The following is a 24,451-nucleotide window of genomic DNA, read 5'->3' on the forward strand; positions in this document are numbered from 1 at the left end:
TCAGTCGGCTTGCCGGGCGATCTGGATGTTGTCGAGTATCCCGAGGGCGTCGGGGGTGAGCACCGCGGTCGAGTAGTAGCAGCTGACGAGGTAGGTGATGATGGATTGGTTGTCGATACCCGTGAAGCGGACGTTGAGACTTGGTTCGTACTCGTCGGGAATGCCGGTCTGGTGCAGTCCGATGACGCCCTGGTTCTTCTCGCCGGTACGCAGCGCCAAGATGCTGGTCGTATTCGTCGGGCTGACGGGAATCTTGTTGCAGGGCAGTAGCGGAATGCCGCGCCAGGCGGGGACCTGGTGTCCGTCGACCACGGTGGGGGTGGGGTAGATGTGCGCCTTGGTGCATTCGCGGGCGAACGCGGCGATGGCCTTGGGATGTGCCAGCAGCAGGGTGGTGTTGCGGCGCATGGAGATCAGTTCATCGAGATCGTCGGGCGTGGGCGGTCCGGACTGGGTGTGGATGCGCTGTTTGAGATCGCAGTTGTTCAGCAGCCCGAATTCCGGATTGTTGACGAGGTCGTGCTCGCGACGTTCGTAGAGCGCTTCGATGGTGAGGCGCAACTGCTGCTGGGTCTGGTTCATCGGGTCGTTGAAGAGGTCGGCGACGCGGGTGTGGATGCGCAGTACCGACTGGGCCAGGCTGAGTTCGTATTCGCGCGGGTTGGTGTCGTAGTCGACGTAGGTCGGTTGCAGTACGGGCTCTCCGGTATGACCGGAAGTGATCTCGATATCGGCCTCGCCCTTGGTGTTCTGCGGCGGCTTCTCCCGGTGGTGGGCGAGGTGCTCGCCGAGAGCGGGGTGCCGGTCGAGCAAGCCGTCCAGGGCGCCGCGCGACAGCGTGAGCAGGGTGGTCTTGGTCAGGGTTTTGAGGGTGTGGGGCCAGATCGTGTCGGGATCGGTGAGGGTGGCATCGCCGTAGTAGTCGCCCGCGGCGAGAACACGGTGTCGCGTGTGTTCGCCGTATTCATCGGTGCCGATGGTGGCGATCTTCCCGTGCACGATGAGGATGAGCTGGTTCATCGGGTTGCCGAATTCGGTGACGACGGTGCCGGGCGGCAGATCGTGCTGTTCGAATCGGTCGGCGACCGCGGAGAGGGTGTCGACATCGGTGACGCCGTGCAGCGCGGGGATTTCCGTGAGTTCGAGCGGGATGACGCGGGCGTTCGGCCCGTCGATGACGAATTCCACCTCGCCGTTGCCGACGGTGTGGGACAGCCGTCGGTTGACGCGGTAGACGCCGCCGTTGACCTGTGTCCACGGCAGCATGCGGGTCAGCCAGCGTGAGCTGATGCCCTGCATCTGGGGTTCGGATTTGGTGGTGGTGGCGAGCTGGTGGGCGGCGGTGGTCGACAGCGACTGCCGCGCAGCGTTTTCCGTATTGACTGGCATTTCGATGGTCATGCGTGGTCCTCACCTCAGAGATGGCCGAAGAGACGTTCGCCGAAATTTTGCGAATCGATGGCTGTTCGGAATTGCGGAGGGGCACGAGCAGGTGGATACAGTCACTCGAACGAATTGACTTACACGACACTGCGTTCCAGACGAGACGATGCTAGGTCGCGGATACTCGGCGGCGCAGGGGAATTCGCAGAATGGCCGATTCCCGATCATGCGTACGCGACACGCCGTCGACGACGCGGACACACAGAAGATCGGGTCCTGAACCGGGATTCGCTGCCAGATGTCCACGAGATAGCTATCGTGGATTCCCATGTTCACCTGGATGTACGGGTTGCCCGTCTGGTTGGACTTCGTCATCATCACCGCGACGGCGGTGCTGGTGGCGTGTACGGGTATCTGGTTCGCTCGCCCGCTCGTGCTCCGGCTCTTCGGCCCCGAGCCGGGGAAGAACGAGACCGTGACCATGGTGCTCACGGTCGGCGGTGTCTTCTACGGTCTGCTGCTCGGTCTCGTCGCGGCGGCCACCTACGAGAACGCCGACGTGGCACAGGGTCTCGTCGCCGATGAGGCCGCGGCGGTCGGCACCCTGTATCGCGAGGTCAGCGCCTATCCGGAACCTGAACGCGCGGTGCTGCGCCAGGATCTGATCGACTACACCGACAATATGCTGCTCGTGTGCTTTCCCGCGCTGCGCCGCGGCGAGGAACCCGCGGGCGGGACGGCGTTGGTCACTCGGTTCCAGGAACATCTGCTGGCGTTCCAGCCCGAGACCGCCGCGGAGGGGATCGTGCACGCCGCGACCATCGACCAGTTCGCGCGGTTCGACCAGGAGCGGCGGCATCGGATCAACGCCGCCTCCGGTGGCATTCCCGACGTGCTGTGGGCGGTGATCCTGGTCGGCGGCGTGATCAACCTGGTGTTGCTGTGCCTGTTCAGTCTCGATCGCGGTGCGCACCTCGTCCTCGGTGGCCTGTTCGCCTTCTTCCTCGGCGCGATGATCTTCCTGATCGCGATCCTGGACTTCCCGTTCCGCAGTGAACTCAGCGTCGACCCGGAGCCGTTCGAGAGTATGTACATCAACGTGATGGGCGTGACGTGACCGATCTCATCCCAGCGTGACGTGCATGGCGACCCTGCTGTCGGTGAACGATCGGGCGGCGTCGATCCGGTACTCGCCCGGCACCGTGGTCCAGGCGTTCGACGTCTCGTCCCAGATCTCGGAAAGCCCTCGGGGGCAGCGGGATCGAGATGTCGACGGAGGTACCGGCCGCGGCCTCGACGGGAGCGAAACCCGCCAGCCAGCGCCGGGGGCGCGGCACCGAATCGTCGCCGAGGGTCAGATAGATCTGCACGATCTCGCGCCCGTGGCGGTCCCCGGTATTGCGCAGCCGGACGGTGACCGTGTTCGCGTCACCGCAAATCGAGTCGTATTCCCAGGTCGTGTAACCCGTTCCGTGGCCGAACGGGTAGGCGGGTGCGGTGTCGCCGCGATCCCAGGCCCGGTATCCGATGAAAACACCCTCGCTGTAGGGCAATACGCCATCGACCGGTGCCACCTCGGTGACCGGCGCGTCGGCCAGGGTCGCGGGCCAGGTCGTCGGGAGTCGTCCACCGGGCTCCTCGTGGCCGAGCAGCACATCGGCCGGCGCCGCGCCTGCCTCCTGCCCGGGGAACCAGCCGAGCAGGACGGCGGCGACATCGTCGCGCCACGGCATGGCGACCGGCGAACCGGCGTTGACCACGACGACCTGGCCCGCGGACAGGGCGACCCGGCCGCGCTCGACCGGCGGAGCGAAGAACCCTTCGAGTTGGTCGCCGCTGAACTCCTGGGTACCCGCGAAGAGGACGGTGCCGTCGACGACCAGTTCGTGCCGGCCCAGTCCTTTTGTGCCGAAGGCGTGTTCGCCACTGTCGCGCGGTGTGAACGTGCCCGCGATCTCGACGCTGCGCAGGGCGTCGTAGGTGACGCCCTCCGGCACCTCGCCGAGCCAGGTGATGCTGCCGTTCGGCAGGGGATAGGTGCCGATGATCTCGCCCGCCGCGTCACGGACGACCGCCCGCAGTGTGAAGCCGGTGTTCGCCTCGCCCATCTCGTCGCTCGGGTCGGCTCCGACGGCGAAGGTGACGGCGGTATCGGGCAGCGCCGCCGTGAGGCCGTCCAGCGGTGAGACGACCTGTTCGGGATAGACGGTCGCCGAACCGCCGCCGAGGATGCGCGCGTCGATCGCCGCTCGGCCGAGAACCGCGACGTGCCGCAAACCGGTGGCCTCCAGCGGCAGCGCGGGACGGCCGTCGAGTTCGGCATTGCGCACCAGAACGACACCGCGGCAGGCGATTTCGCGGGCGAGCGCGCGTCCGTCGATCGACGCGGGCAATCGGTCGGCGGGGACGGCGGGCGGCACCGCCGCCAACGCGCCGACCCTGGCGGCCAGTCGCAGGACCCGCCGGACCACGTCGTCGACGTCGGCCTCGTCGACCCGGCCCGCCCGGCCCGCCCGGCCCGCGTCGGCCAGTTGCGCGCCGTAGACGGTGACCGGTCCCGGCATCGCGATATCGAGTCCGCCGCGCAGCGCGCCCTCGGTGCTGCGCGCCGCGAGCCAGTCGGAGACGACACAGCCGTCGAAACCCCACTCGCCGCGCAGTACCCCGCGGACGAGTTCGCGGTGTTCGGTCATGGTGGTGCCGTTGACGCTGTTGTAGGCGGCCATGATCGCCCACGGCCGCGCGTCGCGGACGATGGCCTCGAACGGGGCCAGGTAGAGCTCGCGCAACGGGCGCGCCGCGATGGCGTTGTCCACGGTGAACCGGTCGGTCTCGGCGTCGTTGGCGACGAAATGTTCGACGGTCGCCGCGACGCCCCCTTCTTGTACGCCGCGCACAAAGCCGGTGCCGATGACGCCGGTCAGGTACGGGTCCTCTGAGTAGCACTCGAAATGGCGTCCGCCCAGCGGCGATCGATGCAGGTTGACGGTGGGGGCGAGCAGTACGTCGACGCCCTTGCGCCGGGCTTCCTGGGCGAGCAGCCGTCCGGCCCGCGCGGCCAGGTCGGGGGCCCAGGTCGCGGCGAGCGCGGTCGGCGACGGCAGGGCGACCGACGGGTCGTCGCCGGCCCAGCGCACGCCGCGCACGCCGATCGGGCCGTCGGACATGACGATCGATCGCAGACCTACCTGCGGTAACGCGGGCAGCGACCACACGTCGCGGCCCGCGAGGAGCGAGGTCTCGGCGTCGAGATCGAGCCGTCCGACGGCGGCCTCGATCGCCGCGTCGTGATCGGTATCCGACCTGATCATGCTGTCGGTCGCCTTTTGTCGTTCGTCCGGCCGAGGGAGACGGCATCGGGGCACGGGCCACCGCGGAACGTGCGATCGCGGCGCGGCGTGGACAGGAGGAGCCTGCCATGAACACCTAGTGATCGGTAGGTGAAGTTATTGGTTCGTTACCATAAATTCGGGTGGACGCTCGCGGAAATACGTCGCGCGTTTGTCCGTCGCGTACGTTGACGCCCCTCGGCCCGAGCGGCGATTCTCGTTGCGTCTGCCTATCACCAGGTCGGCGAAACCGCACCGCAGAGGATCATTCATGCGCTTCAGCCCTGCCCGTACTCGTCTGCGCCGAGCCGCGAGAGCCGCCCTCGTCGGCGTCGCCGCGATCGCCTTCGTCGGCGCGGTGCTCACCCCCGCGACCGCCCGCCCCGGAACCGACGTCTACGTGGCGCTCGGCGATTCGTACGCGGCGGCGTCGGGGGTGCCCAACCAGACCGCGGGTCTGTGCACCCGCTCGGACCAGAACTACGCGAGCGTGGTCGCGGCCACGCTGCGGCCGACGACGGTGCGCGACGTGACCTGTGGCGCGGCGGTCATCAAGGACATGACCGAGCCGCAGAAGAGTCTGCTCACCGGCAGCGCGATCAACGCACCCCAACTCGACGCGCTCAGCGCGGACACCACCCTGGTCACGCTCACCATCGGCGGCAACGATCTCGGCTTCGTCGATATCGTGACCCGCTGCGCCGCCGTCTTCGCCAACGACCCGAAGGGCGCGCCCTGCGCCGCGGCCTTCGGATCGGAACTGACCGAGCGCACCGCGCGGATCGCCCCGCGCATCGGCGAAACCCTGCGTGCCGTCAAGCAGCGGTCACCGAAGGCGCAGGTCCTGCTCGTCGGCTACCCGGCGACCCTGCCGGAGGAGGACACCGGCTGCGGCACCGATCAACTCATCGCCGTCGGTGATATCGCCTTCGTCCGTTCGACGATGCGCGAATTCGCCGTCATGCTCGCCGCACAGGCCGCGGCCAACGGCGCGACCTACGTCGACACCTACCCCACGACCATCGGCCACGACATCTGCAAGCCGCCCGCCGACCGCTGGGTGGAGGGGCTCATCCCGTTCCAGCCCGCCGTGCCGGTGCATCCGAACGTGCACGGGGAGCGGGCGATGGCGGGAGCCGTGCTCGCCACGCTCGGACTCTGACCTAGCGACTCGCCTGCTCGGTCGTGCCGAGCAGGTCGAGGAACGCCCGGAAGGCGGCCGTCATGTCGACCGCCTCCGGGTCGAGCAACCACTGGATCTGTAGGCCGTCGAGCACGGCGATGAGCAGCGGCGCAGCCTGCTCCGGGGTGAGTCCGCCCGGCAGGCGCTGGCCGAATTCGGCGGCCAGTATCTCGGTGAACACCGCCCGCGCGTTGCTGTAGCGCTGCCGGAAGAACTCCCGCGCCGGATGGTCGGCCCCGGTGACGCTCTCCCCGACCAGCGCGGTGAAGGTCTGCACGAGACCGCGCCTGGACGCGTTGTACTCCACCAGCTGCTCGAGGTGGCGCAGCCGCCAGTCACCGCGCCGCTGCGTCGGAACGGCGGCGGTGTCCCAACGATCGCGCGCCTCCAATACCGCGACCAGCAGTAATTCCTTGCTGGGGAAGTAGTGCAGCAGTCCGGGCTGGGTCAGCCCGACACGCTCGGCGACCGCGGCCAGCGACGCGCCCCGATACCCGCGCTCGGCGATCACGTCCATCGCCGCGCGCAGGATCGCTTCCCGACGTTCCTCGGCCTGAGCGGCCCGGCCGCCCCGCTGTCGCGCAGTCACAGCTGGAGCCTATCGGTGCACGGATCCGGTCACGGCCGACCCATAATGGACAGACGATGTGGAAAGCTCGTGTGATGGCTAGGCCAGGAGCGATCGTGAAGTTGAGTGCGAAGGATTTGGTGAGCTCGGTTCAGCGGCTGATGTCGACCGCGCAGAACGGGCTGGAGGTGATCCGTTTCGGCGGATTGACCACCGATGTGGAGTCGTCCCCCTTCGAGGTGGTCGAACGCAGACGCGTGTATCGGCTGCGTCACTACTTCCCCGACGACGCCACCCCCGGACGTCCGGTCGCGCTGCTGGTGCCACCGCTCATGGTCAACGCCGACATCTGGGATGTGAACGCCGAGGACGGGGCGGTCGGCATCCTGAACCGCGGCGGCATCGATTGCTGGGTCGTCGATTTCGGCTCGCCCGCGACCGAGGAGGGCGGCTGGAAACGCGATCTCGCCGATCACGTGCTCGCGGTGAACAGCGCCGTCGACACCGTCAGCGAGGCCACCGGCGCGCCGGTACATCTGATGGGGTACTCCCAGGGCGGCATGTTCGCCTATCAGACCGCGGCGTACCGCTACGGCAAGAGCGTGGCCAGCATCGTGACCTTCGGCAGTCCCGTCGACATCGTCGCGGGCATGCCGTTCGGACTGCCGTACGGGCTGGTCTCCGATGTCGCGGACTTCGTCGCCGATCACGTCGTGACCAGACTGCCCATCACCGATTCGATGGTCCGTTTCGGCTTCCAGATGCTGGATCCGGTCAAGACCGCGAAATCCCGGATCGATTTCCTTCGTCAGCTGCACGACCGGGAAGCGTTGCTGCCCAAGGAACGTCAGCGTCGATTCCTCAACAACGACGGCTGGGTCGGCTACGCGGGGCCCGCCGCCGCCGATCTGCTCAAACAGTTCGTCGTGCACAACCGGCTGATGTCGGGCGGTTTCGTGATCCGCGACCACCCGGTGTCGCTGGCGGAGCTGAAATGCCCGATCCTGGCCTTCCTCGGCGAGGTGGACGATATCGGTCAGCCCGCGGCGGTGCGCGGCATCCTGCGCGCCGCGCCGAACGCCGAAGTGTACGAAGCCGGTTTGGTGGCAGGACATTTCGGTCTGGTTGCGGGTAGTACGGCGACCAACCGCACCTGGCCGCTGGTGCGGCAGTGGATCGACTGGATGGACAACGACACACCGCTGCCGCCCGAGATCTCGCGCATGACAGAACATGTCGAGACCAACGCCCCGCGTTCGGCGGCGACGCGGGTACTGCACAACGCCGCGGCGCTGGCCGAAGCCGGGGCGGGCATGGGCAAGGCGCTGGAGAATATCGCCAGCAGCGCGGTGCGCGGTTCGGTCGAACTGGCGGGCGAGGCGGCGCGGGCACTGCCCCGGCTGACGCGACTCGGCATGATCCAGCCGAACACCCGGATCTCGTTGGGCCGCTTGATCGCCGAGCAGGCCCGCCGTGCCCCGCTGCGCGAATGCTTCCTCTTCGACGATCGGGTGCACACCAACGCCGCCGTGGACGCCCGCATCGACAATGTGGTGCGCGGACTGATCTCGGTCGGCATCCGGCCCGCCGAGCGGGTGGCCGTCGTGATGGAGACCAGGCCGAGCGCGCTGGCCACGGTGGCCGCGCTCTCGCGCCTCGGCGCGGTGGCCGTCCTGCTCGCGCCGGGCAGCGAACTGGGTCGCGCGATGGAGCGCACCGGTGTCAGGACGGTCGTCACCGACCCCGAGAATGTGTGCCAGTCCGTCGAGACCGGGCGGCGGGTGCTGGTACTCGGCGGCGGCAGCGCGCGCACCCTCGATATTCCGTCGAGCGAGAATGTCATCGATCTCGAACAGATCGATCCGAGTGAGGTGCGACTGCCCGCCTGGTACAGCCCCGACCCCGGTCTGGCCCGCGAGTTGGCGTTCGTCCTCGTCACCGGAACCGGTGACCGGCTGGAATTGAAGTACATCACCAACCATCGGTGGGCGCTGTCGGCCTTCGGTACCGCGACCTCCGCCGACCTGGATCGCAGCGATACCGTCTACTGCCTCGCGCCGCTGCACCATTCCTCGGGTCTGCTGGTCAGTCTCGGCGGCGCCATCGCGGGCGGCAGCCGGATCGCGCTGGCCCGCTCGCTGGTTCCGGAGCGTTTCGCCGAGGAGGTGCACCGCTACGGCGTCACCGTCGTCACCTACACCTGGACGATGCTGCGCGAAATCCTCGACGCCGAGGTGTTCCCCGCGGGTCACGCGCATCCGATCCGGTTGTTCATCGGCTCGGGCATGCCCGCCGGACTGTGGCGGCGCACGACCGAGAAATTCGAACCCGCCCGGGTGCTGGAGTTCTACGCCTCCATCGAGGGAGATGTGGTGCTGGCCAACGTGACCGGTGCCAAGGCCGGATGCAAGGGCAGGCCGGTGCCGGGTACCGCGAGGGTCGAACTGGTCGCCTACGACCCGATCACCGAACGCGTTCTCACCGACGAATCCGGATTCGCCCGCCGCTGCGCCGACAACGAGGTGGGCCTGCTGCTCGGCAAGGCTTCCGAGGGGATGGACATCTCCGACGGCGGCCTGCGCGGGGTTTTCGTCGCGGGCGATTCCTGGATGCCGACCGAGAACCTGTTCCGGCGTGACAGCGACGGCGACTACTGGCTGGTCGACCGCGCCGACACCGTGATCAAGACCGCGCGCGGTCCGGTCTACACCCAGCCGATCGTCGACGCCCTCAACGCCGTCACCGCCGTCGACCTGGAGGTCGCCTACGGGCTGGCGTCCCGCGACGGCACGATCGCGGTGGCGGCGCTGAGCGTGCGCGCGGGCTATCGGCTGTCGCCCGGCGACGTCACCGAGGCGGTTCGCGCGCTCGAACCCGGTCAGCGTCCCGATCTTGTCCACGTCGTCGACGAGATCCCGCGCAGTTCCACCTACCGTCCGTCGACCCGCGCCGTACAGGCGGCGGGCAGACCGCGACCGGGACGGGACACCTGGCGGTACGACCGGTCGAGTGAGACCTACGAAATCCTCACCGAGGACGCGGCACGAACGCTGTTCGCCGACTGACGTTATCGAAACGTGTTGTCGAACAAGGGGTTCACCTGGGCGTGAATCTTCCACCGTGTGCCGAACCGATTCAGCACGTAGCATCCGAAGGTGTGAGCTCGAGCGTCATCTACCGTAATCGGACAACCTACGAACTACTGATGCGGGGACTCTACGGTCGCCATTACGGAGCTCGGTACCGGGCCATCGCGGAACTCGTTCCGGGGGGAGCGTCCGTGGTGGACGTCTGCTGCGGGCCCGCGACGCTGTACAGCCACTACCTGCGTGACAAGGGTGTCGATTACACCGGCCTGGATCTGAACGAGGGTTTCATCGCTCGGCTCAACGAGGCGGGTGGCACCGGGCGGGTGTGGAATATGCATTCCGACGACGAACTGCCCGCGGCCGACTACGTGGTCATGCAGGCGAGTCTCTACCACTTCCTGCCCGATCCGGCCCCCGTCATCGACCGCATGCTCGGCGCGGCGCGTAAACAGGTGATCGTCGCGGAGCCGGTCCGCAATATGGCCACCAGCGACAATCGGGTCCTCGCCGCGGCCGCGCGCCGCTTCACCGACGCGGGTGACGGCGCGCAGGAACACCGGTTCGTCGAGTCGAGCCTGGACCGATTCTTCCGGGCCTACGAGTCGCGCGTGGCGGAGCGGACGCTGATCGCCGGTGGTCGCGAGAAGCTCTACGTGCTGAAGGCCTAGCGCCCTAGACCGTGAAGGCGGTGACCGCGTCGACCACGCGGTCCACCTGCTCGTCGCTCAGCGCGGGCCACAGCGGCAGTCGGACGACCGTGCCCGAGAACTCCGCGCTGTTCGCGCAGGGCACGGGGGTGCGGCCGAGTTTCAACCCCGCTGGACTCGAATCGAGCGGCACGTAGTGGAACGGCGCCGAGATCCCGCGCGCGCCCAGATGCGCGATCAGGTCGTCGCGCCGTTGCTCGGTGGGTGTGCGCAGGTAGAACAAGTGTGCGGTGTGCTCGCGATCGGCGGGAACCCACATCAGCCCGACGTCGTTGCGCGCGGCCCATTCCGGCAGCGCGGCCGCGTAGGCGTCCCACACCCGGTGCCGTCCGGCCTGGATGGTGTCGAATTCGTCGAGCTGGGCGTCCAGGACGGCGGCGTTCAATTCACTCGGCAGATAACTGGAGCCGATGTCCTGCCAGGAGTACTTGTCCACCGCACCGCGCAGGAAGCGGGCCCGGTCGGTGCCCTTCTCCCGGATGATCTCCGCGCGCGCCATCAGGATCTCGTCGGTGAGCAGCAGCGCGCCGCCCTCACCGCAGTGCACGTTCTTGGTGTCGTGGAAGCTCAGCGAGCCCATCGTGCCGATGGTGCCCAGCCGCCTGCCGCGCCACGCGCCGCCGAGTCCGTGCGCGTTGTCCTCGATGATCGCGAAACCGTGCGTGCTCGCCAGTTCCAGCAGCCCGGCCATATCGGCAGCCACACCGCCGTAGTGGATGACGACGACGGCCTTGGTCCGCTCGGTGATCACTGCGGCGACCGCTTCGGGGGCGAGGTTGCCGGTGGCGAGATCGATATCGGCGAAGACACAGGTCGCCCCGCGCAGCGCCATGGAGGTCGCGGTGGAGGTGAACGCGAAACTCGGCACGATCACTTCGTCGTCGGGGCCCAGTTCGAGCAGCAACCCGGCCATTTCCAGCGCGGACGTGCACGAGGTGGTCAGCAGCGCGTGCGGCGCCCCGGTGATGGTTTTCAGCTTCGCCGTGGCGGCGGCCGTGAACTGCCCGTCACCGTGACTGTGGTCGGAGGCGAGGACGGCCTCCAGATTCGCGAGTTCCCGGGGGGCCCGGAACGGTCGGCTGAAGATGACGCGATCAGTGCTCAACCCGGTCGGTCCCCCTGCTGGCGGCGGTGTTCGACAGTTCCCGCGCTCCCGCGGTGTCCGTGGATTCCGGCATGGATACGGAGGCTACCGGTTCGGTCGCGCGCACCGGTCGCGGCGTCGGCGTCTCGACGGTCAGGTAGAGCGGTTTGCCGACGAGGATATGCAGTGCGACCCCGAGATATTCGGCGATCAGACCGAGGGAGAACAGCACGGCGCCCGAACACAGCAGCAGCACGACGATGGTCGAGGCCCAGCCTTCGGGAGCCCAGTCGTTGGCGGTCAGCGCTTCGAACACCACCACCCCGGCCATGACGACACCGCCGAGTGCCAGCGTCACCCCGAGCATGCTGACCAGGCGCAGGCCGCGGGTGCCGCTGCACAGCACCATCTTCCAGAACAGGGAGAACAGCCGTCGGTAGTTGTAGCCGGATTCCTCGCGGCCCTCGGCGCGCAGTTCCACCGGAACCTGCGCGACCCTGCCGACCACCCAGGTCAGCGCGACGTCGAGGTAGACGCCGTTGGAGGCGACCTCGGCCAGCTGACGGCCGATATCCCCGCGGATCAGGCGGTAGCTCTCGAACCGGGTGGAATCGGGGAAGGCGAACACTGTGGCCAGCACCAGTTTGGCGCCGCGCGAGGTGAGGTTGCGCAGGAATCCGTGCGGCCGGGTATTGCTCGGTTTCGAGTACACCAGATCGGCGCGTTCGGACAGCGCCGCGTCCAGGAAGGTACCGATGAACGCCGGGTCGTGCTGGCCGTCCTCGTCCATGGTGACGATCCAGTCGCCCGCGGCGACCGTCATACCCGCGATGGTGGCGGCGTCCTGGCCGAAATTGCGGCTGAGCCAGACCGTGCGCACGTACTTGTGGCTCTGTTCCAGCTCCTGCAACACCACGTCGGAGCGGTCGGGGCCGTTGTCGTGCACCAGGATGATCTCGTCGACGACGAACGGTGTGCCCGACGGTGTCAGGCCGGGGTCGGTCAGTCGATGCAGTTCGGCGACCAGTTGGCCGATCGTGTCCTCGCCGCGATAGACCGGGACGACGACCGATACCGTGTGCGGCCGGTCGGTGCCGGGACGACCGCTCGACGCCGGTTCGGCGGAGCGGTGCGGGCGTGTGGGGGGAATCGGCATCAGCTGGATCGACTTTCGATGACGGTGCGTGCCGGAATTCTCCGCGCAACAGCGGAGCCCGAGCCGCCGTGAACTCTAGCACGGCTGTCGCCGCGCGATCCGGGCCTGATCATCACACCATCATGGTGGCGTCCAGGGGCGATGCCAAGCGTTCCCGCCCCCTGTAGGGTTTGGAACTCGTGACCGATAGTGCAGTAACGAAGGCGGCGCACGAACGACCCGAACGGGTCGACGGGGATGCGGCCTCCGGCTCCGATCCGATTGTCGTGGAACGTGATTCGCGCCGCGACGTGCTGCGGTGGGGCTTCGTCACCACCGTCGGCGTGATCGCGGGATATCTCGCGGTGCTCCTGGCCAACGCCAGGCATTACTTCACCGACGACACCGAATCCCAGTACACGTCGCTGTGGGTCGGGCTCGGCCGTTCGCTGCGGGACGGGAACTTCCCGCTCATGGTGCCCGAGCAGTGGATGGCCGGTAACAACACCATGGACGACGCCGGGTTGTTCAACCCGCCGCAGCTGCTGATCGATCTGATCGCGCCGTCGGTGGACAACGTGGCGCTGTACGCGACCGTGGTCAAACTGATCTTCGCGATCATCGCCGCGCTGGGCGTCTACCGGATCGGACTCGCCTACGGCGGCAGACCGGCCTGGTCCGCGGTCGCCGGTATCGCCTTCCCGCTGTCGGGTTTCTTCCTGTTCTTCGACCAGGCCAGCTGGATGACCGCGCTGACCGGCACCGCGTGGCTCGTCCACGCGTGGGCGTCGGCGGTGCGCTACACCCGCGGCACCTCCGGACCGATCCCGGTCTTCGTCTTCCTCTACCTGACGATTTCGACGCAGTACATCTTCCCCGCCGTCGAGGCCGCGCTGATGCTGCTCGCCGTCGCCGTCGGCGAACTGATCTACCAGCGCAGATGGCGGCCGGTGCTGCGCCTGACGCTCGCGTCGGGCTGTGCCGGGCTCGCGGGCCTGCTCACCTTCCTGCCCAGCATGCTCTCGGCGAAGGTGACCTGGCGCGGCACCGCGCAGATCATCAACGACCAGTTCCTGACCGTGCCGTGGTCGGAATCACTCAACGCGAGCCTGCCCAGTTCCCTGCCCGCCTTCACCTCGTGGTGGGGCTATGTGCAGCCGATGCCGGTCACCTATATCGCGTGGTTCCTGATCCCGGCCCTCGCCTTCGTCGACTGGGAACGGGCGCGCGGAGCGTGGCGGGAGCTGAGCGCGGTCGGACTGTTCGCCATCATGATGCTGATGTGGACCGCGGGCCCGGGATCGGTGGGTCCGCTGCGCTGGCCGGTCCGCGTGCTGCCGATGCTCGCCATCGGTCTGTTGGTCTTGGTCTGCGTGCTGCTCGGACGTTTCGGGACCTTCGGTCGGTCGAAGAACCGGGCGGTCGCCGCCGCGGTGCTCATCGGGCTGCTGTGGGTGCGGACGTTCTCGGCGGATCCGCACGATTGGCTGTGGCATCTGCTCGCCGCGGCCGCGGTCGCCGCGCTCGGCGCCGGCGTCGTCCTACTCGGCCGGACCAAGGGGGTCGCCACGGCCTGCGCGCTGACCATCGTCGCGATGTTCCCGATCGCCTACGTCCAGGTGCACGCCGCCCAGCCGACGCCGATGGCATGGAACCTGCCGGTGAAACGCTCCGACGCGAAGGCGGCGTTCCCGGATTTCACGGGCAACACCATCCAGTTGGCCGATCGCGGCCTGATCGGACCGGCCGACAAGAGCGTGCAGGGCGCGTACGGCTCCCTGGTCTTCGGCAACTACGCCAAGGGTCTGGAGCTGAGCTACGTCAACGGCTACACCCCTACCGGACACTTCTATTTCGGTGAACTGCTGTGCATGCGCTGGGACGGCAGCGTCTGCCCCGACGCCTACCGCCGGATGTTCGCCCCCGAGGCGAGCACCGGGAAACCGCTGGTCGACCTGATGAAACTGGATCGGGTCGTGGTGCAGCGCGCGCTGTTCCCCGACGCCGCGGCCCAGCCCGCGCCGGAGGGCTGGAAGTGGGTGGACTATCCCGGACACGAGAAGTACATCGCGGTCCTCGAACGTCAGGACGGCCCCATCTCGACGGTGAACGGTCGCGTATCGGACGCCGACAAGGTCACCGCGACCTCCCTCTCGGAAACCGATGCCACCAGCCGGGTGCGGGTATCCTCCGCCGAGGGCGGCAGGGTGGTCTTCTCACGCCTGGGCTGGCCGGGTTACCGGGCGACCCTCAACGGTTCCCCGATCGGTTTCACCACGGTCGCCAAATCGTTCGTCGCCGTGAACATCCCCGCCGGAACCCGGAACGCCGAACTGGAACTCACCTGGCGTCCGCCCGGCTGGAAGATCGGTATCGCGACGATGGTCGCGGGCCTGGCCGGTATCGGTCTGCTCCAGTGGCTGTACATCCGCTCGCGTCGCCGTGACGCCCCTGCCGTCTCGGATCCGTCACCGCGCGAGCCGGAACGCGAACTGGCCGACGCGGTCTCCTAGTCCCGGCGTCCCGGATCGAGAATCCGGGCGGACACCGTAATTCCGCCCGGTACCGCCGGACTCGTTCACCGAGTCCGGAATGAGGACCGAACCCGGCACTGTATGGTCTGGGACTCGTGGTGGAAAGCAACGCCCCCGCACGGCGGGACGCATACACGTGGGGTCTGGTGACCGCGCTCGGTGTGATCGCGGGATATGTTGCCGTCCTTTTCGCCAATGCCCGGCATTTCTATACCGATGACACCGAATCGCAGTACGCGCCACTGTGGGTGATGCTCGGCCGAAATCTGCGCGACGGGCATTACCCCACGATGGTTCCCGAGCACTGGATGGCGGGCAACTACGCCATCGAGGAAGCGGGACTGCTGAATCCACCGCAGCTGCTGATCGATCTGATCGCGCCGTCGGTGGACAATGTCGCGCTCTACGCCACGGTCGTCAAACTGATCTTCGCGATCATCCTCGGACTCGGCGTCTACCGGGTGTGCAAGGAATACGGGGCGGCGCTGCCGTGGGCCGCGGTCGCCGGTGTGGCGATGCCGTTCACCGGCTGGCTGTTGTTCTTCGACGAAGCCAGTTGGTACACCGCGCTCACCGGCACCGCGTGGTTGGTGCAGGCGTGGGCGTCGGCGGTGCGTTACGCGCGCGGCCGCGCCGGTCCGATACCGACGTTCGTGTTCCTGTACCTCGCCATCTCGGTGCAGTACATCTTCCCCGCGGTCGAAGCGGGCCTGATGGTTCTCGCCGTCGTCGTCGGCGAATTCGTCTACCAGCGCGCGTGGCGGCCGTCGCTGCGGGTACTCGCGGTCTCGGCGTGCGCGGCCCTGGCCGGACTCGCGACCTACCTGCCGAGCATGCTCTCGGCGAAGGTGACCTGGCGCGGCACCGCCCAGATCAACAACGACCAGTTCCTGACCGTGCCCTGGTCGGAATCGCTCAACGCGAGCCTGCCCAGCACCCTGCCCGCCTACAACTCCTGGTGGGGCTATGTGCAGCCGATGCCGGTCACCTATATCGCGTGGTTCCTGATCCCCGCCCTCGCCTTCGTCGACTGGCGAAAAGCGCGGGAGAACTGGCGCGAGTTCGGCGCGATCGGACTCTTCGCGCTGATGGCGTTGATGTGGACCGCGGGGCCTGGTGCGATCGGTCCGCTGCGCTGGCCCGCGCGGGTGCTGCCGATGGTGGCGCTCGGACTGTTGCTGCTGGTCTGCGTCCTGCTCGGGCGCTATGCGACGGTCCGCGATCCGCGTCAGCGCGCGATCGCGGCCGCGGTACTGATCGGATTGCTCTGGGTGCGGACATTCTCGGCCGCCCCGGACGAGGTCGTATGGCATGTGCTGTCGGTGCTCGGCATCGCCGCGCTCGGCGCTGTGGTCGTATGGCTCGGCCGGACCAGGGGGATCGCCACGGCCTGCGCGCTGATCATCGTCTCGATCTTCCCCATCGCCTATCTCCAGGTCCACGCCGCGCAGCCGACGCCGATGGGGTGGAATCTGCCCGAGAAGCGATCGGAGATGAAAGCGGCCTTCCCCGACTTCACCGGCACTACCCTGCAATTGGCCGACCGTGCCCTGATTCCGCCCGCGGAACGGACACCGGACGGCGCGTACGGATCACTGGTCTTCGGCAATTACGCCAAGGACCTGGAGTTGACCTATGTGAGCGGCTATACCCCCAATGGGCACTACTGGTTCGGCGAGACACTGTGCATGCGCTGGGACACCAGCGTCTGTCCGGACGCGTACCGCAGGGCGTTCGCGATCGAGCCGACCACCGGTAGGAGCATCGTCGACCTGATGAAGGTGGATCGCGTGGTACTGCACAAAGCGCTCTTCCCCGAGGCACGCAACCAACCCGCGCCGACCGGCTGGAGGTGGGTCGACCACCCCGGTCACGACGGGTACATCGCGGTCCTCGAACGACAGGACGGTCCGCTCTCGACCCGCGACGGACGTATCGCCGCGGCCGACGGCGTGACAGCGGTGTCGGAGTCGGAATCCGACCGGACCAGCCGTGCGCGGGTGAACTCCGACCTCGGCGGTCGGGTGGTCTTCGCCAGACTGGGCTGGCCCGGTTACCGGGCGACCCTCGACGGGAACGAGATCCCGGTGCAACTGGTCGGGAAGACCTTCGCCGCCGTGGACATCCCCGCGGGCACCCGCGACGGCGAACTCGAACTGTCCTGGCAGCCGCCCGGCTGGAAACTCGGCGCGGGCGCCGCGCTGCTCGGGGTGCTCGGTGTCGGTGCGCTGCAATGGCTCTCTCTGCGAGAACGTCGTCGTCGGTCCGAGAGCGTCCCCGCCGCCGCGCCCGCCGCCGAATCCATCGATCTCGCGGGCGCGCCGCGATGAGCGCCGATCCGATCGGCAGCGAGACGGCGGCCCACGCGGCGGGAGTCACCGGAACCGAGGAACCGGGACCGCTGCTGCGTCTGTTCCGCAGGCAGGAACTCGCATTCGCGGCGGTCGGCGGATTCAACACCGCGCTCGGCATCGGCCTGACGGTCCTGTGGCTGCATGTGCTCGGAGATCACATCCAGCCCTTCGTCGCGGTCGCGCTCGCCTACGCCGTCGGCATGGTGGTGGCCTTCGGGTTGCACCGCACCCTGGTCTTCCGGGTGCACGGACACGTGATCGGCGACTTCCTGCGATTCTGCGCGGTGAATTCCGGCGGTCTGGTGTTGAACGCGGCGCTGATCCAACTCGCGGTCACGGTCATGCACTTCCCGGAAACCCCGTCGGCGGTGATCGTCATGGGTCTGGTCGCGGTCGCCAGCTTCTTCGGCCACCGCTACATCTCGTTCCACCGTCCGGCGGACGGTGGCGGACCGGATCCGGCGGCCGGGTAGGTTATCGGTCATGCCGGAAGACACCGCCTTGGACGCCACACTGTTGAGCCTGCTCGCCTGTCCCCAGGACAAGGGCCCGCTACTGCTGGTGCGCGGTGACAACGGCGGAAGCCTGCTCTACAACCCGCGTCTGCGCCGCGTCTACCACATCGACAACGGCATCCCGGTGCTGCTCATCGATGACGCCCGCGACGCGACCGAGGCCGAACACCAGGCCTTCACCGCCCAGCACGCCGACGCTTAGCGAACATCGCGGCCCGTTCCGCTCTTCACGTCTTCGCCGGCCGACTCCAGCGGACCGGTGAGATAGCGCTGCAACGTCGGCCCGACCGCGGCGACCAGCGCGGGCAGCGGCATGGAGGCCAGCGGTTCGACTCCGACGAGTTTGCGCGCCACCAGCACACCCATCATCTGCGAGGCGACGAGCGCGACCCTGGCGCGACCGTCGTCCTCGGGGGTGGCGATCCGCAGACGCACGCGTTCGAGCACCACTTCCAACACGAAGGTGCGCGCCAGCGACAGATCACCGCTGGCGAGCATGCTGCGGAACGACGCGATGACACCCGGTCCCGCCGGTGAATCCCAGATACCGACAACCTCGCGCAGAATCGTTGTCCCGAGTTCGTCCGTCGGGACTCCCAGGATCGTCCGCAGTGTGGCCTCCGGGTCGAACGGCAATTGGATCGCGGAGGTGAACAACTGCTGTTTGGTGCCGAAGTAGTGATGGACGAGCGCGGGATCCACGCCCGCGTCGGTGGCGACGGCACGGATCGAGGTCTTGTCGAAACCGTTCTCGGCGAATCGGGCCCTGGCGGCCGCGAGGATCTTCTCCTTGGCCCCCGACCGTCCTCGCCTGCGGCCGGAGCGTCCCGGCCGTTCGCCCTCGGCAGGGTCCGCTGGTCCGCCCTCGGCCGGGTCCGGCTCGTCGTTCCGCGCCGCGTCCGAATCGGGCGACTCGTCGCCGGATCGGCCCACGATGTCGGCGGAGGGCGCGTCGAGCGAGTTCGCCTTCGCGCCAGGGCGAGCGCCGTTGCCGGACCCGGCCGTACTCATGCGGTGCGTCGCCGTAGTGTCGCCGCGCCGAGCGCGAGTGCCACGATCGCGAACGCCGCGACGACCCCGAGGTCACCCAACATCTCGCCGGTCACCTCCGGATTCTGTGAAACCTGTTGCAGCGCGTCGACCGCGTAGCTCAGTGGCATCAGATCGCTGATCGGTTGCAGCCAGTCGGGGAGCTGATCACGCGGAACGAGCAGGCCGCACAGGAAGATCTGCGGCGCGACGACCACCGGCATGAACTGTACGGCCTGGAATTCGGTGCGGGCGAAAGCGCTGGCCAGCAGGCCGAGCGCGACACCGCTGATCGCGTCGACCACCGCGATCAGCACCACCCAGGCCGGATTGCCCGCCGCGTCGAGATCCAGCAGTCCGAACGACACCAGGCAGGCCACCACGGCCTGAGCGGCGGCGGCGAGGGAGAAGGCGGTGCCGTATCCGCCGAGCAGATCGAATTTCGACAGCGGTGTCGTCAGCAACCGTTCCAAGGTGCCCGAACTGCGTTCGCGTTGCATGGCGATCGCGGTGATCAGGAACATCACGATGAACGGAAGGATGCCGAGCATGCTGATGCCGACCCGATCGAACAGCGTCGGACCGTGCGGTGGATGCGGTGCGTCCTGGTAGATGAAGAACAGCAGCGTCATCAGCAGCGCGGGCACCACGAGGATCATGCCGACCGTGCGGTGGTCGTTGCGCAGTTGCCGCAGGATGCGGCCGGTGGTCGAGAGGTAGGGCCGCAGCGGCGAGCGGGCGGGTACCACGGTGGTGGTCATGCGTTCGTTCCCGTCGTGATGAGGGTGAGGAAGGCCTGTTCGAGGTTCTGTTCGCCGGTGCGCTCACGCAGTTCGTCGGGACTGGATTCGGCGAGCAGAGCGCCGTCGCGCATCAGCAGCAGCCGATCGCAATGCTCGGCCTCGTCCATGACGTGGCTCGAGACGAGCAGGGTCGTCCCGTTGGCGGCCAGGTCGTGGAACTGCTTCCACAACTCCACCCGCAGAACCGGATCGAGTCCGACCGTCGGTTCGTCGAGTACCAGCATGTCCGGCTGGGCGACCAGGGCGCAGGCCAGCGACACGCGGGTCTGCTGGCCGCCGGACAATTCGTCGCCGCGTTGCCGCGCGTGCTCGAGCAGGCCGACGGCCGTGATGGCGTCATCGATATCGTCGCGATCGCGTCCGTAGAGCGCCGCGTAATACCCGACGTTGTCGCGCACGCTGATATCGCTGTAGATACTCGGTGCCTGCGTGACGTAGCCGATGCGCCTGCGTAATTCGGGGGAGCCCGCGGGCAGGCCGAGCGCGGTGATCTCACCGGACGCCACGACCTGGGTGCCGACGATACTGCGCATCAGCGTGGTCTTGCCGCATCCGGACGGCCCGAGCAGTCCGGTGATCGAACCTTTCGGGATCGTCAGCGAAATATCGTGCAGGACTTGGCGTTTACCGCGTCGGACGGTCAGATTCCGAACTTCGACGGCCGCGGACGACGAGGGCTGCGACATGGTCGCCTCAATTCATCGAGTGTTGAATTCACTGTGTGATGAATTTAGCGCGCGACACCCGCGTGGGCAAGGGATAGGCCGGAGATCAGTGGAATTCAGTGACCGTGGCGCGGCACGACTCCCGCGCTCCCGCCGGGCTCGACCACCACGAATTGCCCCATCATCGCCTGGTCCTCGTGCCACAACAGGTGGCAGTGATACATGTACGGCGTGTTCGGGTCGGCCGGCCCGTCGAAACGCAGGGCCAGTCGCAGGGTCGCTCCCGGTGGTACGAAAACGGTGTCCTTCGGGCCGGCGAGTTCCGGCGGCGGTGGCGCGCCGTCGACCGTCAGCACCCGGAACCGCACGTCGTGGACGTGGAAGTTGTGCGGCATACCGTCGCCGTTGCGCACGGTCCACGTCTCCGCCGTGCCACGGGTGACAGCGAAATCGATGCGGTTCATATCCATCGGCCGCCCGTTGATACCCGCGAATTCGAGGTCGAACGTTCGCTCCTGTACCGAGTCGGTCCCGTCGGGAGTGGACGAGGCGACCAGGGTGGCGGGGAGGTCGGAGGAGGAGCGCAGGGTGGCGGCCGCGCGTAATTCGAGGATGTCGAAACTGTCGTCGCCGCCGGAGAACCGCTGATTCCAGAAATCGAGACCGGCGTCGAGCGGGCCCGCGCGCAGTACCGTTCGCTCACCCGGTCGCATGCGGACGACGATCTCCGCGCGCTCGCCCGGCGACAGCCGCACCCGGTCGACGGTGATCGGAGCCTCCAGCAGTCCGCCGTCGGTGCCGATCTGCGCGAAGGCCCGGTCATCGGCGAAGCCGAAATCGTAGACGCGCGCGGTGGAGGCGTTGAGCAGCCGCAACCGGACGAGTTCGTCGCCGACCTCCCGATACGGGCCGAGGGTTCCGTTGACCAGGATCTGATCACCGAGGAAACCGGCGTTGCGGAACATGCGATGCGCGCCGTCCAGCTCGTCACCGGCGAAGCGCACGTCCTGCACGATGACCGGGAGGTCGTCGACACCGTACGCACTCGGCAGCGGCAATGATTCCGACGCGGCGTCATCGAGGATGAACATCCCCGCGAGCCCGCGCCGGACATGGGATTCGGTGGTGCCGTGCGGATGCGGGTGGTACCAGAGCGACGCCGCGGGCTGGGCCACCGTCCACTCCGGTGACCACCTGCCGCCCGCCGGGATCGGCTGGTGCGGTCCGCCGTCCATGGCGGCGGGCAGGCGCATGCCGTGCCAGTGCACCGTCGACGCCTCCGGCAGCGAATTGGTGATGTCGACACGGACCCGATCCCCGCGCCGGGCGCGCAGCGTCGGTCCGAGATGGTCGCCGTTGAACCCCCAGGTATTCGTCGGCTCACCCGGTCGGAACTCCGTGCGCCCCCGGCGCATATCGAGTGTGAACACCCGGGTTCCGTCGGGTTCGGTCACGCCGGTGGCCAGCGGCGGGATCGCGAGTTCTCGGGTGAAATCCACCTTCCCGACGGTGGATATGTCCGCGCGGGTGTACGTCAGGGCGACGCACCCGCCCACCGTCGTCGCCACGGCGGTCACGAGTGTGAGGGCACCGAACAACAAGCGCCGCAACGTATGCGGACGACGATCGAGCGAAGGCATGGCTTCACGATAGGAATCGGCGGCATCGCGGCACATCCGTGAGCGTCCCCATTTCGCCCCCGGTCCGCCCTGATTCTCCCCTCGGCATCAGGTGTGATCCACATCACTCCATGGAAGTGTCGCGGTGAGAGGGGGACGGCAGTCCCTTGGTCGTCACCATTCCGAATCGCGACCACCGGGAGCGAACGCCATGAACACCATGAACACCATGAACACCCCCTATCGCCTCGTCGTCCTCGGCGCGGGTTACACCGGCATGCTGGCCGCGGTCCGGCTGGCCGGGCGGACCCGCGGCGGAAATGTGCGGATCACCCTGGTCGATCCGTCGGCCCGCTTCACCGAACGGCTGCGCATGCACCAGATCGCCACCGGTCAGCGGCTCCCCGAACACCGGATCGCCGACATCGTCGACGGTACGGGCATCGAATTCGTCCGGGGCCGGGCCACCGCCATCGACACCGTCGCGGCGCAGGTCACCGTCGACGACACCGTCACCTTCGGCTACGACGAACTGATCTACGCCCTCGGCAGCGGCACGGATACCTCGGTCATCCCCGGCGCGGCCGAACACGCCTGGACCCTGAACGATCCGCGCACCGCTTCGCCGACCGACTCGCGCGGGTCGAATCCCGTGGCGGCGCCGTCGTGGTCGGCGGTGCGGGCCTGACCGGTATCGAGGCCGCGACCGAGATCGCCGAACGCTTCCCCGCACTGCGGGTCACCCTCGTCGGCACCGACGAACCGGGGGCGATGATGGGCGCGAAGGCCCGCGCGTACCTCGGCCGCGCGCCCGACCGCCTCGGTATCACAAGGGTCATCGGGCACCACATCACCAAAGTTCTGCCGGACGCCGTGGAACTCGCCGACTCGACCCTGATTCCGGCCGACCTGACCCTGATCACCACCGGGATGCGGGTGCCGCCGCTTGCCGCCGAATCCGGGATCGACACCGACCCGCGCGGCCGGATCGTCGTCGACGCCACGCTGCGCTCGGTCTCGCATCCGAACATCCACGCCATCGGTGACGCTGCCGCGGTCCGCCAGGCCTGGGGTGAGATCCACGGAACCTGTCAGTCCGGGATGCCGACCGCCGCCTATGTCGCCGACGAGATCGCGCGCAGGTTCCGAGGCAAGAAGATCGCCCCGTTCCGATTCGGCTACATCCACCAGCCGGTCAGCCTGGGCCGCGCGGACGCGGTCATCCAGTTCACGAAGGCCGACGACACCCCGGGCCGTTTCCACCTGACCGGGAAGGCCGCCGTGCTGTACAAGGAAACCGTCAGCCGGAGCCCGATCCCGATCTTCGGGCTGAGCCGCAGATTCGCCGTCCCGGTCCAGCTGTACAAAGGCGGCAGGGCCACCGCGCGGCTTGCCTAGAACCGGAACACAGCGAGGAGCAGCAGCCGATGGACGACGAGCGCGATCCCTTCCTCGAACACCGGCGGCTGATCTTCGCCACCGCCTACCGGATGCTCGGCACCGTCACCGATACCGAGGACGCCCTCCAGGACGCCTGGCTCAGATGGCACGCCGTCGACCACGCCCGGGTCGAACATCCCAAGTCCTACCTCGTGCGCACGGTGACCAACCTCGCCCTCACCCGTCTCACCTCGACCCGCGCGACCCGCGAGACCCGCGAGACCTACGTCGGTCCCTGGCTGCCAGAACCCCTGCTCACCACGCCGAATATCGCGGAGGAGACCGAGTTGGCCGACACCGTCTCCACCGCGATGCTCGTGGTGCTGGAAACCCTCGCCCCGCTGGAGCGCGCGGTATTCCTGCTGCACGAGGTCTTCGGCTACAGCCATGCCGAAATCGCCGAAACCCTGGACAAATCGGAGGTCAACGTCCGACAGATCGCGCACCGGGCCCGCGCCCACGTGCGGGCGCGTCGTCCCCGATACGACACCGACCGAGTCGAAAGGGAACAGGTCACCGCGCGATTCATGGCCGCCTGCGCGGGCGGCGACCTGAATGCACTGATGGATCTGCTCGCCCCCGACGCGACCCTGTGGTCCGACGGCGGTGGCGTCGTCACCGCCGCTCTCCGCCCGCTGTTCGGCAAGGACCACATCGCCCGGTGGACCCTCGGCGTTCTCGCCAAACCCAGCTCGGCGGGCATCACCTTCCGCTCCGCCACCATCAACGGTGAACTCGGCGCGCTGGCCGTCGTGGGCGACAACCCGGTCGCGGCCTTCACCTACGATCTCGTCGACGGACAGATCCGCAACCTGCGCTTGCAGGTCAACCCGCACAAACTGGCCGGGCTGTACCGGGGGACCGACACGCTCGGCTGAGTCCAGGAGATCTCCTCCTCGATCCGTTGTCCGCCGATATGTGCTGTGCCGCAGCGTGATCGAGGCATGCCGCCTCCGGTTCGTCGGACCCACCGTGCACACTGTGGGCGTATCGACCGCCCGAACCCGGAGTGCA

20 protein-coding genes are annotated in these 24,451 nt (G+C 67.8%); 11 read left to right on the forward strand and 9 right to left on the reverse strand.

Annotated features, from left to right (window positions below; all coding sequences use genetic code 11):
* Entirely contained in the window at window positions 1-1,401 is a 1,401-nt protein-coding gene (locus OG225_RS05330) for a family 2B encapsulin nanocompartment shell protein (RefSeq protein WP_405180647.1), read from the reverse strand.
* 310 nt (window positions 1,402-1,711) lie between these two features.
* On the opposite strand from OG225_RS05330, the gene OG225_RS05335 reads away from it, so the two are divergent.
* Window positions 1,712-2,500 (forward strand): hypothetical protein, encoded by a 789-nt coding sequence (locus OG225_RS05335; RefSeq protein WP_405180648.1) that lies wholly within the window; start codon window positions 1,712-1,714, stop codon window positions 2,498-2,500.
* Here OG225_RS05335 and OG225_RS05340 read toward each other — a convergent pair.
* Window positions 2,478-4,694, reverse strand: a complete 2,217-nt coding sequence (locus OG225_RS05340) for a beta-glucosidase (protein ID WP_405180649.1) — start codon at window positions 4,692-4,694, stop codon at window positions 2,478-2,480. The genes OG225_RS05335 and OG225_RS05340 overlap by 23 nt on opposite strands.
* Window positions 4,695-4,983: 289 nt before the next feature.
* Between OG225_RS05340 and OG225_RS05345 the strand changes: the two genes are divergently transcribed.
* A complete protein-coding gene (locus OG225_RS05345; protein WP_405180650.1) occupies window positions 4,984-5,874 on the forward strand; it encodes an SGNH/GDSL hydrolase family protein in 891 nt (296 codons plus the stop codon).
* Between the two features lies 1 nt (window position 5,875).
* Here OG225_RS05345 and OG225_RS05350 read toward each other — a convergent pair whose 3' ends face one another.
* A complete protein-coding gene (locus OG225_RS05350; RefSeq protein ID WP_405180651.1) occupies window positions 5,876-6,484 on the reverse strand; it encodes a TetR/AcrR family transcriptional regulator in 609 nt (202 codons plus the stop codon).
* 74 nt (window positions 6,485-6,558) lie between these two features.
* Here OG225_RS05350 and OG225_RS05355 point away from each other — a divergent pair, with 74 nt between their 5' ends.
* Both OG225_RS05355 and OG225_RS05360 read left to right on the forward strand, forming a co-directional pair.
* Complete coding sequence (locus OG225_RS05355; RefSeq protein WP_405180652.1) at window positions 6,559-9,528, forward strand: AMP-binding protein; 2,970 nt, start codon at window positions 6,559-6,561, stop codon at window positions 9,526-9,528.
* 92 nt (window positions 9,529-9,620) lie between these two features.
* On the forward strand, window positions 9,621-10,220 hold the full coding sequence (locus OG225_RS05360) for a class I SAM-dependent methyltransferase (RefSeq protein ID WP_405180653.1): 600 nt from the start codon (window positions 9,621-9,623) through the stop codon (window positions 10,218-10,220).
* Between the two features lie 4 nt (window positions 10,221-10,224).
* Here OG225_RS05360 and rffA read toward each other — a convergent pair whose 3' ends face one another.
* Together rffA and OG225_RS05370 are read right to left on the reverse strand one after the other, a co-directional pair.
* Window positions 10,225-11,364 carry a dTDP-4-amino-4,6-dideoxygalactose transaminase gene (rffA, locus tag OG225_RS05365; RefSeq protein WP_405180654.1) on the reverse strand — a complete coding sequence of 380 codons (1,140 nt, stop codon included), beginning with the start codon at window positions 11,362-11,364 and terminating at the stop codon, window positions 10,225-10,227.
* Window positions 11,354-12,499 (reverse strand): glycosyltransferase, encoded by a 1,146-nt coding sequence (locus OG225_RS05370; RefSeq protein WP_405180655.1) that lies wholly within the window; start codon window positions 12,497-12,499, stop codon window positions 11,354-11,356. Before OG225_RS05370 ends, rffA begins: the two co-directional genes overlap by 11 nt.
* A 290-nt stretch (window positions 12,500-12,789) precedes the next feature.
* Between OG225_RS05370 and OG225_RS05375 the strand changes: the two genes are divergently transcribed.
* From OG225_RS05375 to OG225_RS05390, 4 genes are all read left to right on the forward strand, one after another.
* Window positions 12,790-14,991 (forward strand): hypothetical protein, encoded by a 2,202-nt coding sequence (locus OG225_RS05375; RefSeq protein WP_405183200.1) that lies wholly within the window; start codon window positions 12,790-12,792, stop codon window positions 14,989-14,991.
* Window positions 14,992-15,107: 116 nt separating this feature from the next.
* Window positions 15,108-17,342 (forward strand): hypothetical protein, encoded by a 2,235-nt coding sequence (locus OG225_RS05380; RefSeq protein ID WP_405180656.1) that lies wholly within the window; start codon window positions 15,108-15,110, stop codon window positions 17,340-17,342.
* The gene (locus OG225_RS05385; RefSeq protein WP_405180657.1) at window positions 17,339-17,839 is read left to right on the forward strand and encodes a GtrA family protein; all 501 of its coding nucleotides are present in this window, start codon (window positions 17,339-17,341) and stop codon (window positions 17,837-17,839) included. The genes OG225_RS05380 and OG225_RS05385 overlap by 4 nt, the downstream gene beginning before the upstream one ends.
* 10 nt (window positions 17,840-17,849) lie before the next feature.
* Entirely contained in the window at window positions 17,850-18,083 is a 234-nt protein-coding gene (locus OG225_RS05390; protein WP_405180658.1) for a Trm112 family protein, read from the forward strand.
* On the opposite strand, the gene OG225_RS05395 is transcribed toward OG225_RS05390, so the two are convergent.
* From OG225_RS05395 to OG225_RS05410, 4 genes are all read right to left on the reverse strand, one after another.
* The gene (locus tag OG225_RS05395; protein ID WP_405183201.1) at window positions 18,080-18,814 is read right to left on the reverse strand and encodes a TetR family transcriptional regulator; all 735 of its coding nucleotides are present in this window, start codon (window positions 18,812-18,814) and stop codon (window positions 18,080-18,082) included. The two genes, OG225_RS05390 and OG225_RS05395, sit on opposite strands and share 4 nt — an antisense overlap.
* Window positions 18,815-18,888: 74 nt before the next feature.
* Window positions 18,889-19,671 (reverse strand): ABC transporter permease, encoded by a 783-nt coding sequence (locus OG225_RS05400; protein WP_405180659.1) that lies wholly within the window; start codon window positions 19,669-19,671, stop codon window positions 18,889-18,891.
* Entirely contained in the window at window positions 19,668-20,399 is a 732-nt protein-coding gene (locus tag OG225_RS05405; RefSeq protein ID WP_405180660.1) for an ABC transporter ATP-binding protein, read from the reverse strand. The genes OG225_RS05400 and OG225_RS05405 overlap by 4 nt, the downstream gene beginning before the upstream one ends.
* 95 nt (window positions 20,400-20,494) lie before the next feature.
* A complete protein-coding gene (locus OG225_RS05410; protein ID WP_405180661.1) occupies window positions 20,495-22,018 on the reverse strand; it encodes a multicopper oxidase family protein in 1,524 nt (507 codons plus the stop codon).
* Window positions 22,019-22,208: 190 nt separating this feature from the next.
* Between OG225_RS05410 and OG225_RS05415 the strand changes: the two genes are divergently transcribed.
* The 3 genes from OG225_RS05415 to OG225_RS05425 are packed head-to-tail and all read left to right on the forward strand — an operon-like array spanning window position 22,209 to window position 24,315.
* Entirely contained in the window at window positions 22,209-22,685 is a 477-nt protein-coding gene (locus OG225_RS05415) for an FAD-dependent oxidoreductase (RefSeq protein ID WP_405180662.1), read from the forward strand.
* Entirely contained in the window at window positions 22,664-23,395 is a 732-nt protein-coding gene (locus OG225_RS05420; protein ID WP_405180663.1) for an NAD(P)/FAD-dependent oxidoreductase, read from the forward strand. The genes OG225_RS05415 and OG225_RS05420 overlap by 22 nt, the downstream gene beginning before the upstream one ends.
* Window positions 23,396-23,424: 29 nt before the next feature.
* Window positions 23,425-24,315, forward strand: a complete 891-nt coding sequence (locus OG225_RS05425; protein ID WP_405180664.1) for an RNA polymerase sigma-70 factor — start codon at window positions 23,425-23,427, stop codon at window positions 24,313-24,315.
* Window positions 24,316-24,451: the final 136 nt, after the last annotated feature.

The organism is Nocardia sp. NBC_01377 (genome assembly GCF_045040005.1).
GTDB lineage: Bacteria > Actinomycetota > Actinomycetes > Mycobacteriales > Mycobacteriaceae > Nocardia > Nocardia noduli.

What these genes read in the sequence shown, in the direction of transcription:
- OG225_RS05400 (WP_405180659.1), bottom strand. Translation starts at nt 19,671, where the DNA reads ATGACCACCACCGTGGTACCCGCCCGCTCGCCGCTGCGGCCCTACCTC.
- OG225_RS05415 (WP_405180662.1), top strand. Translation starts at nt 22,209, where the DNA reads ATGAACACCATGAACACCATGAACACCCCCTATCGCCTCGTCGTCCTC.
- OG225_RS05390 (WP_405180658.1), top strand. Translation starts at nt 17,850, where the DNA reads ATGCCGGAAGACACCGCCTTGGACGCCACACTGTTGAGCCTGCTCGCC.
- OG225_RS05335 (WP_405180648.1), top strand. Translation starts at nt 1,712, where the DNA reads ATGTTCACCTGGATGTACGGGTTGCCCGTCTGGTTGGACTTCGTCATC.
- OG225_RS05405 (WP_405180660.1), bottom strand. Translation starts at nt 20,399, where the DNA reads ATGTCGCAGCCCTCGTCGTCCGCGGCCGTCGAAGTTCGGAATCTGACC.
- OG225_RS05340 (WP_405180649.1), bottom strand. Translation starts at nt 4,694, where the DNA reads ATGATCAGGTCGGATACCGATCACGACGCGGCGATCGAGGCCGCCGTC.
- OG225_RS05385 (WP_405180657.1), top strand. Translation starts at nt 17,339, where the DNA reads ATGAGCGCCGATCCGATCGGCAGCGAGACGGCGGCCCACGCGGCGGGA.
- OG225_RS05330 (WP_405180647.1), bottom strand. Translation starts at nt 1,401, where the DNA reads ATGACCATCGAAATGCCAGTCAATACGGAAAACGCTGCGCGGCAGTCG.
- OG225_RS05410 (WP_405180661.1), bottom strand. Translation starts at nt 22,018, where the DNA reads ATGCCTTCGCTCGATCGTCGTCCGCATACGTTGCGGCGCTTGTTGTTC.
- OG225_RS05370 (WP_405180655.1), bottom strand. Translation starts at nt 12,499, where the DNA reads ATGCCGATTCCCCCCACACGCCCGCACCGCTCCGCCGAACCGGCGTCG.
- OG225_RS05425 (WP_405180664.1), top strand. Translation starts at nt 23,425, where the DNA reads ATGGACGACGAGCGCGATCCCTTCCTCGAACACCGGCGGCTGATCTTC.
- OG225_RS05355 (WP_405180652.1), top strand. Translation starts at nt 6,559, where the DNA reads ATGGCTAGGCCAGGAGCGATCGTGAAGTTGAGTGCGAAGGATTTGGTG.
- OG225_RS05345 (WP_405180650.1), top strand. Translation starts at nt 4,984, where the DNA reads ATGCGCTTCAGCCCTGCCCGTACTCGTCTGCGCCGAGCCGCGAGAGCC.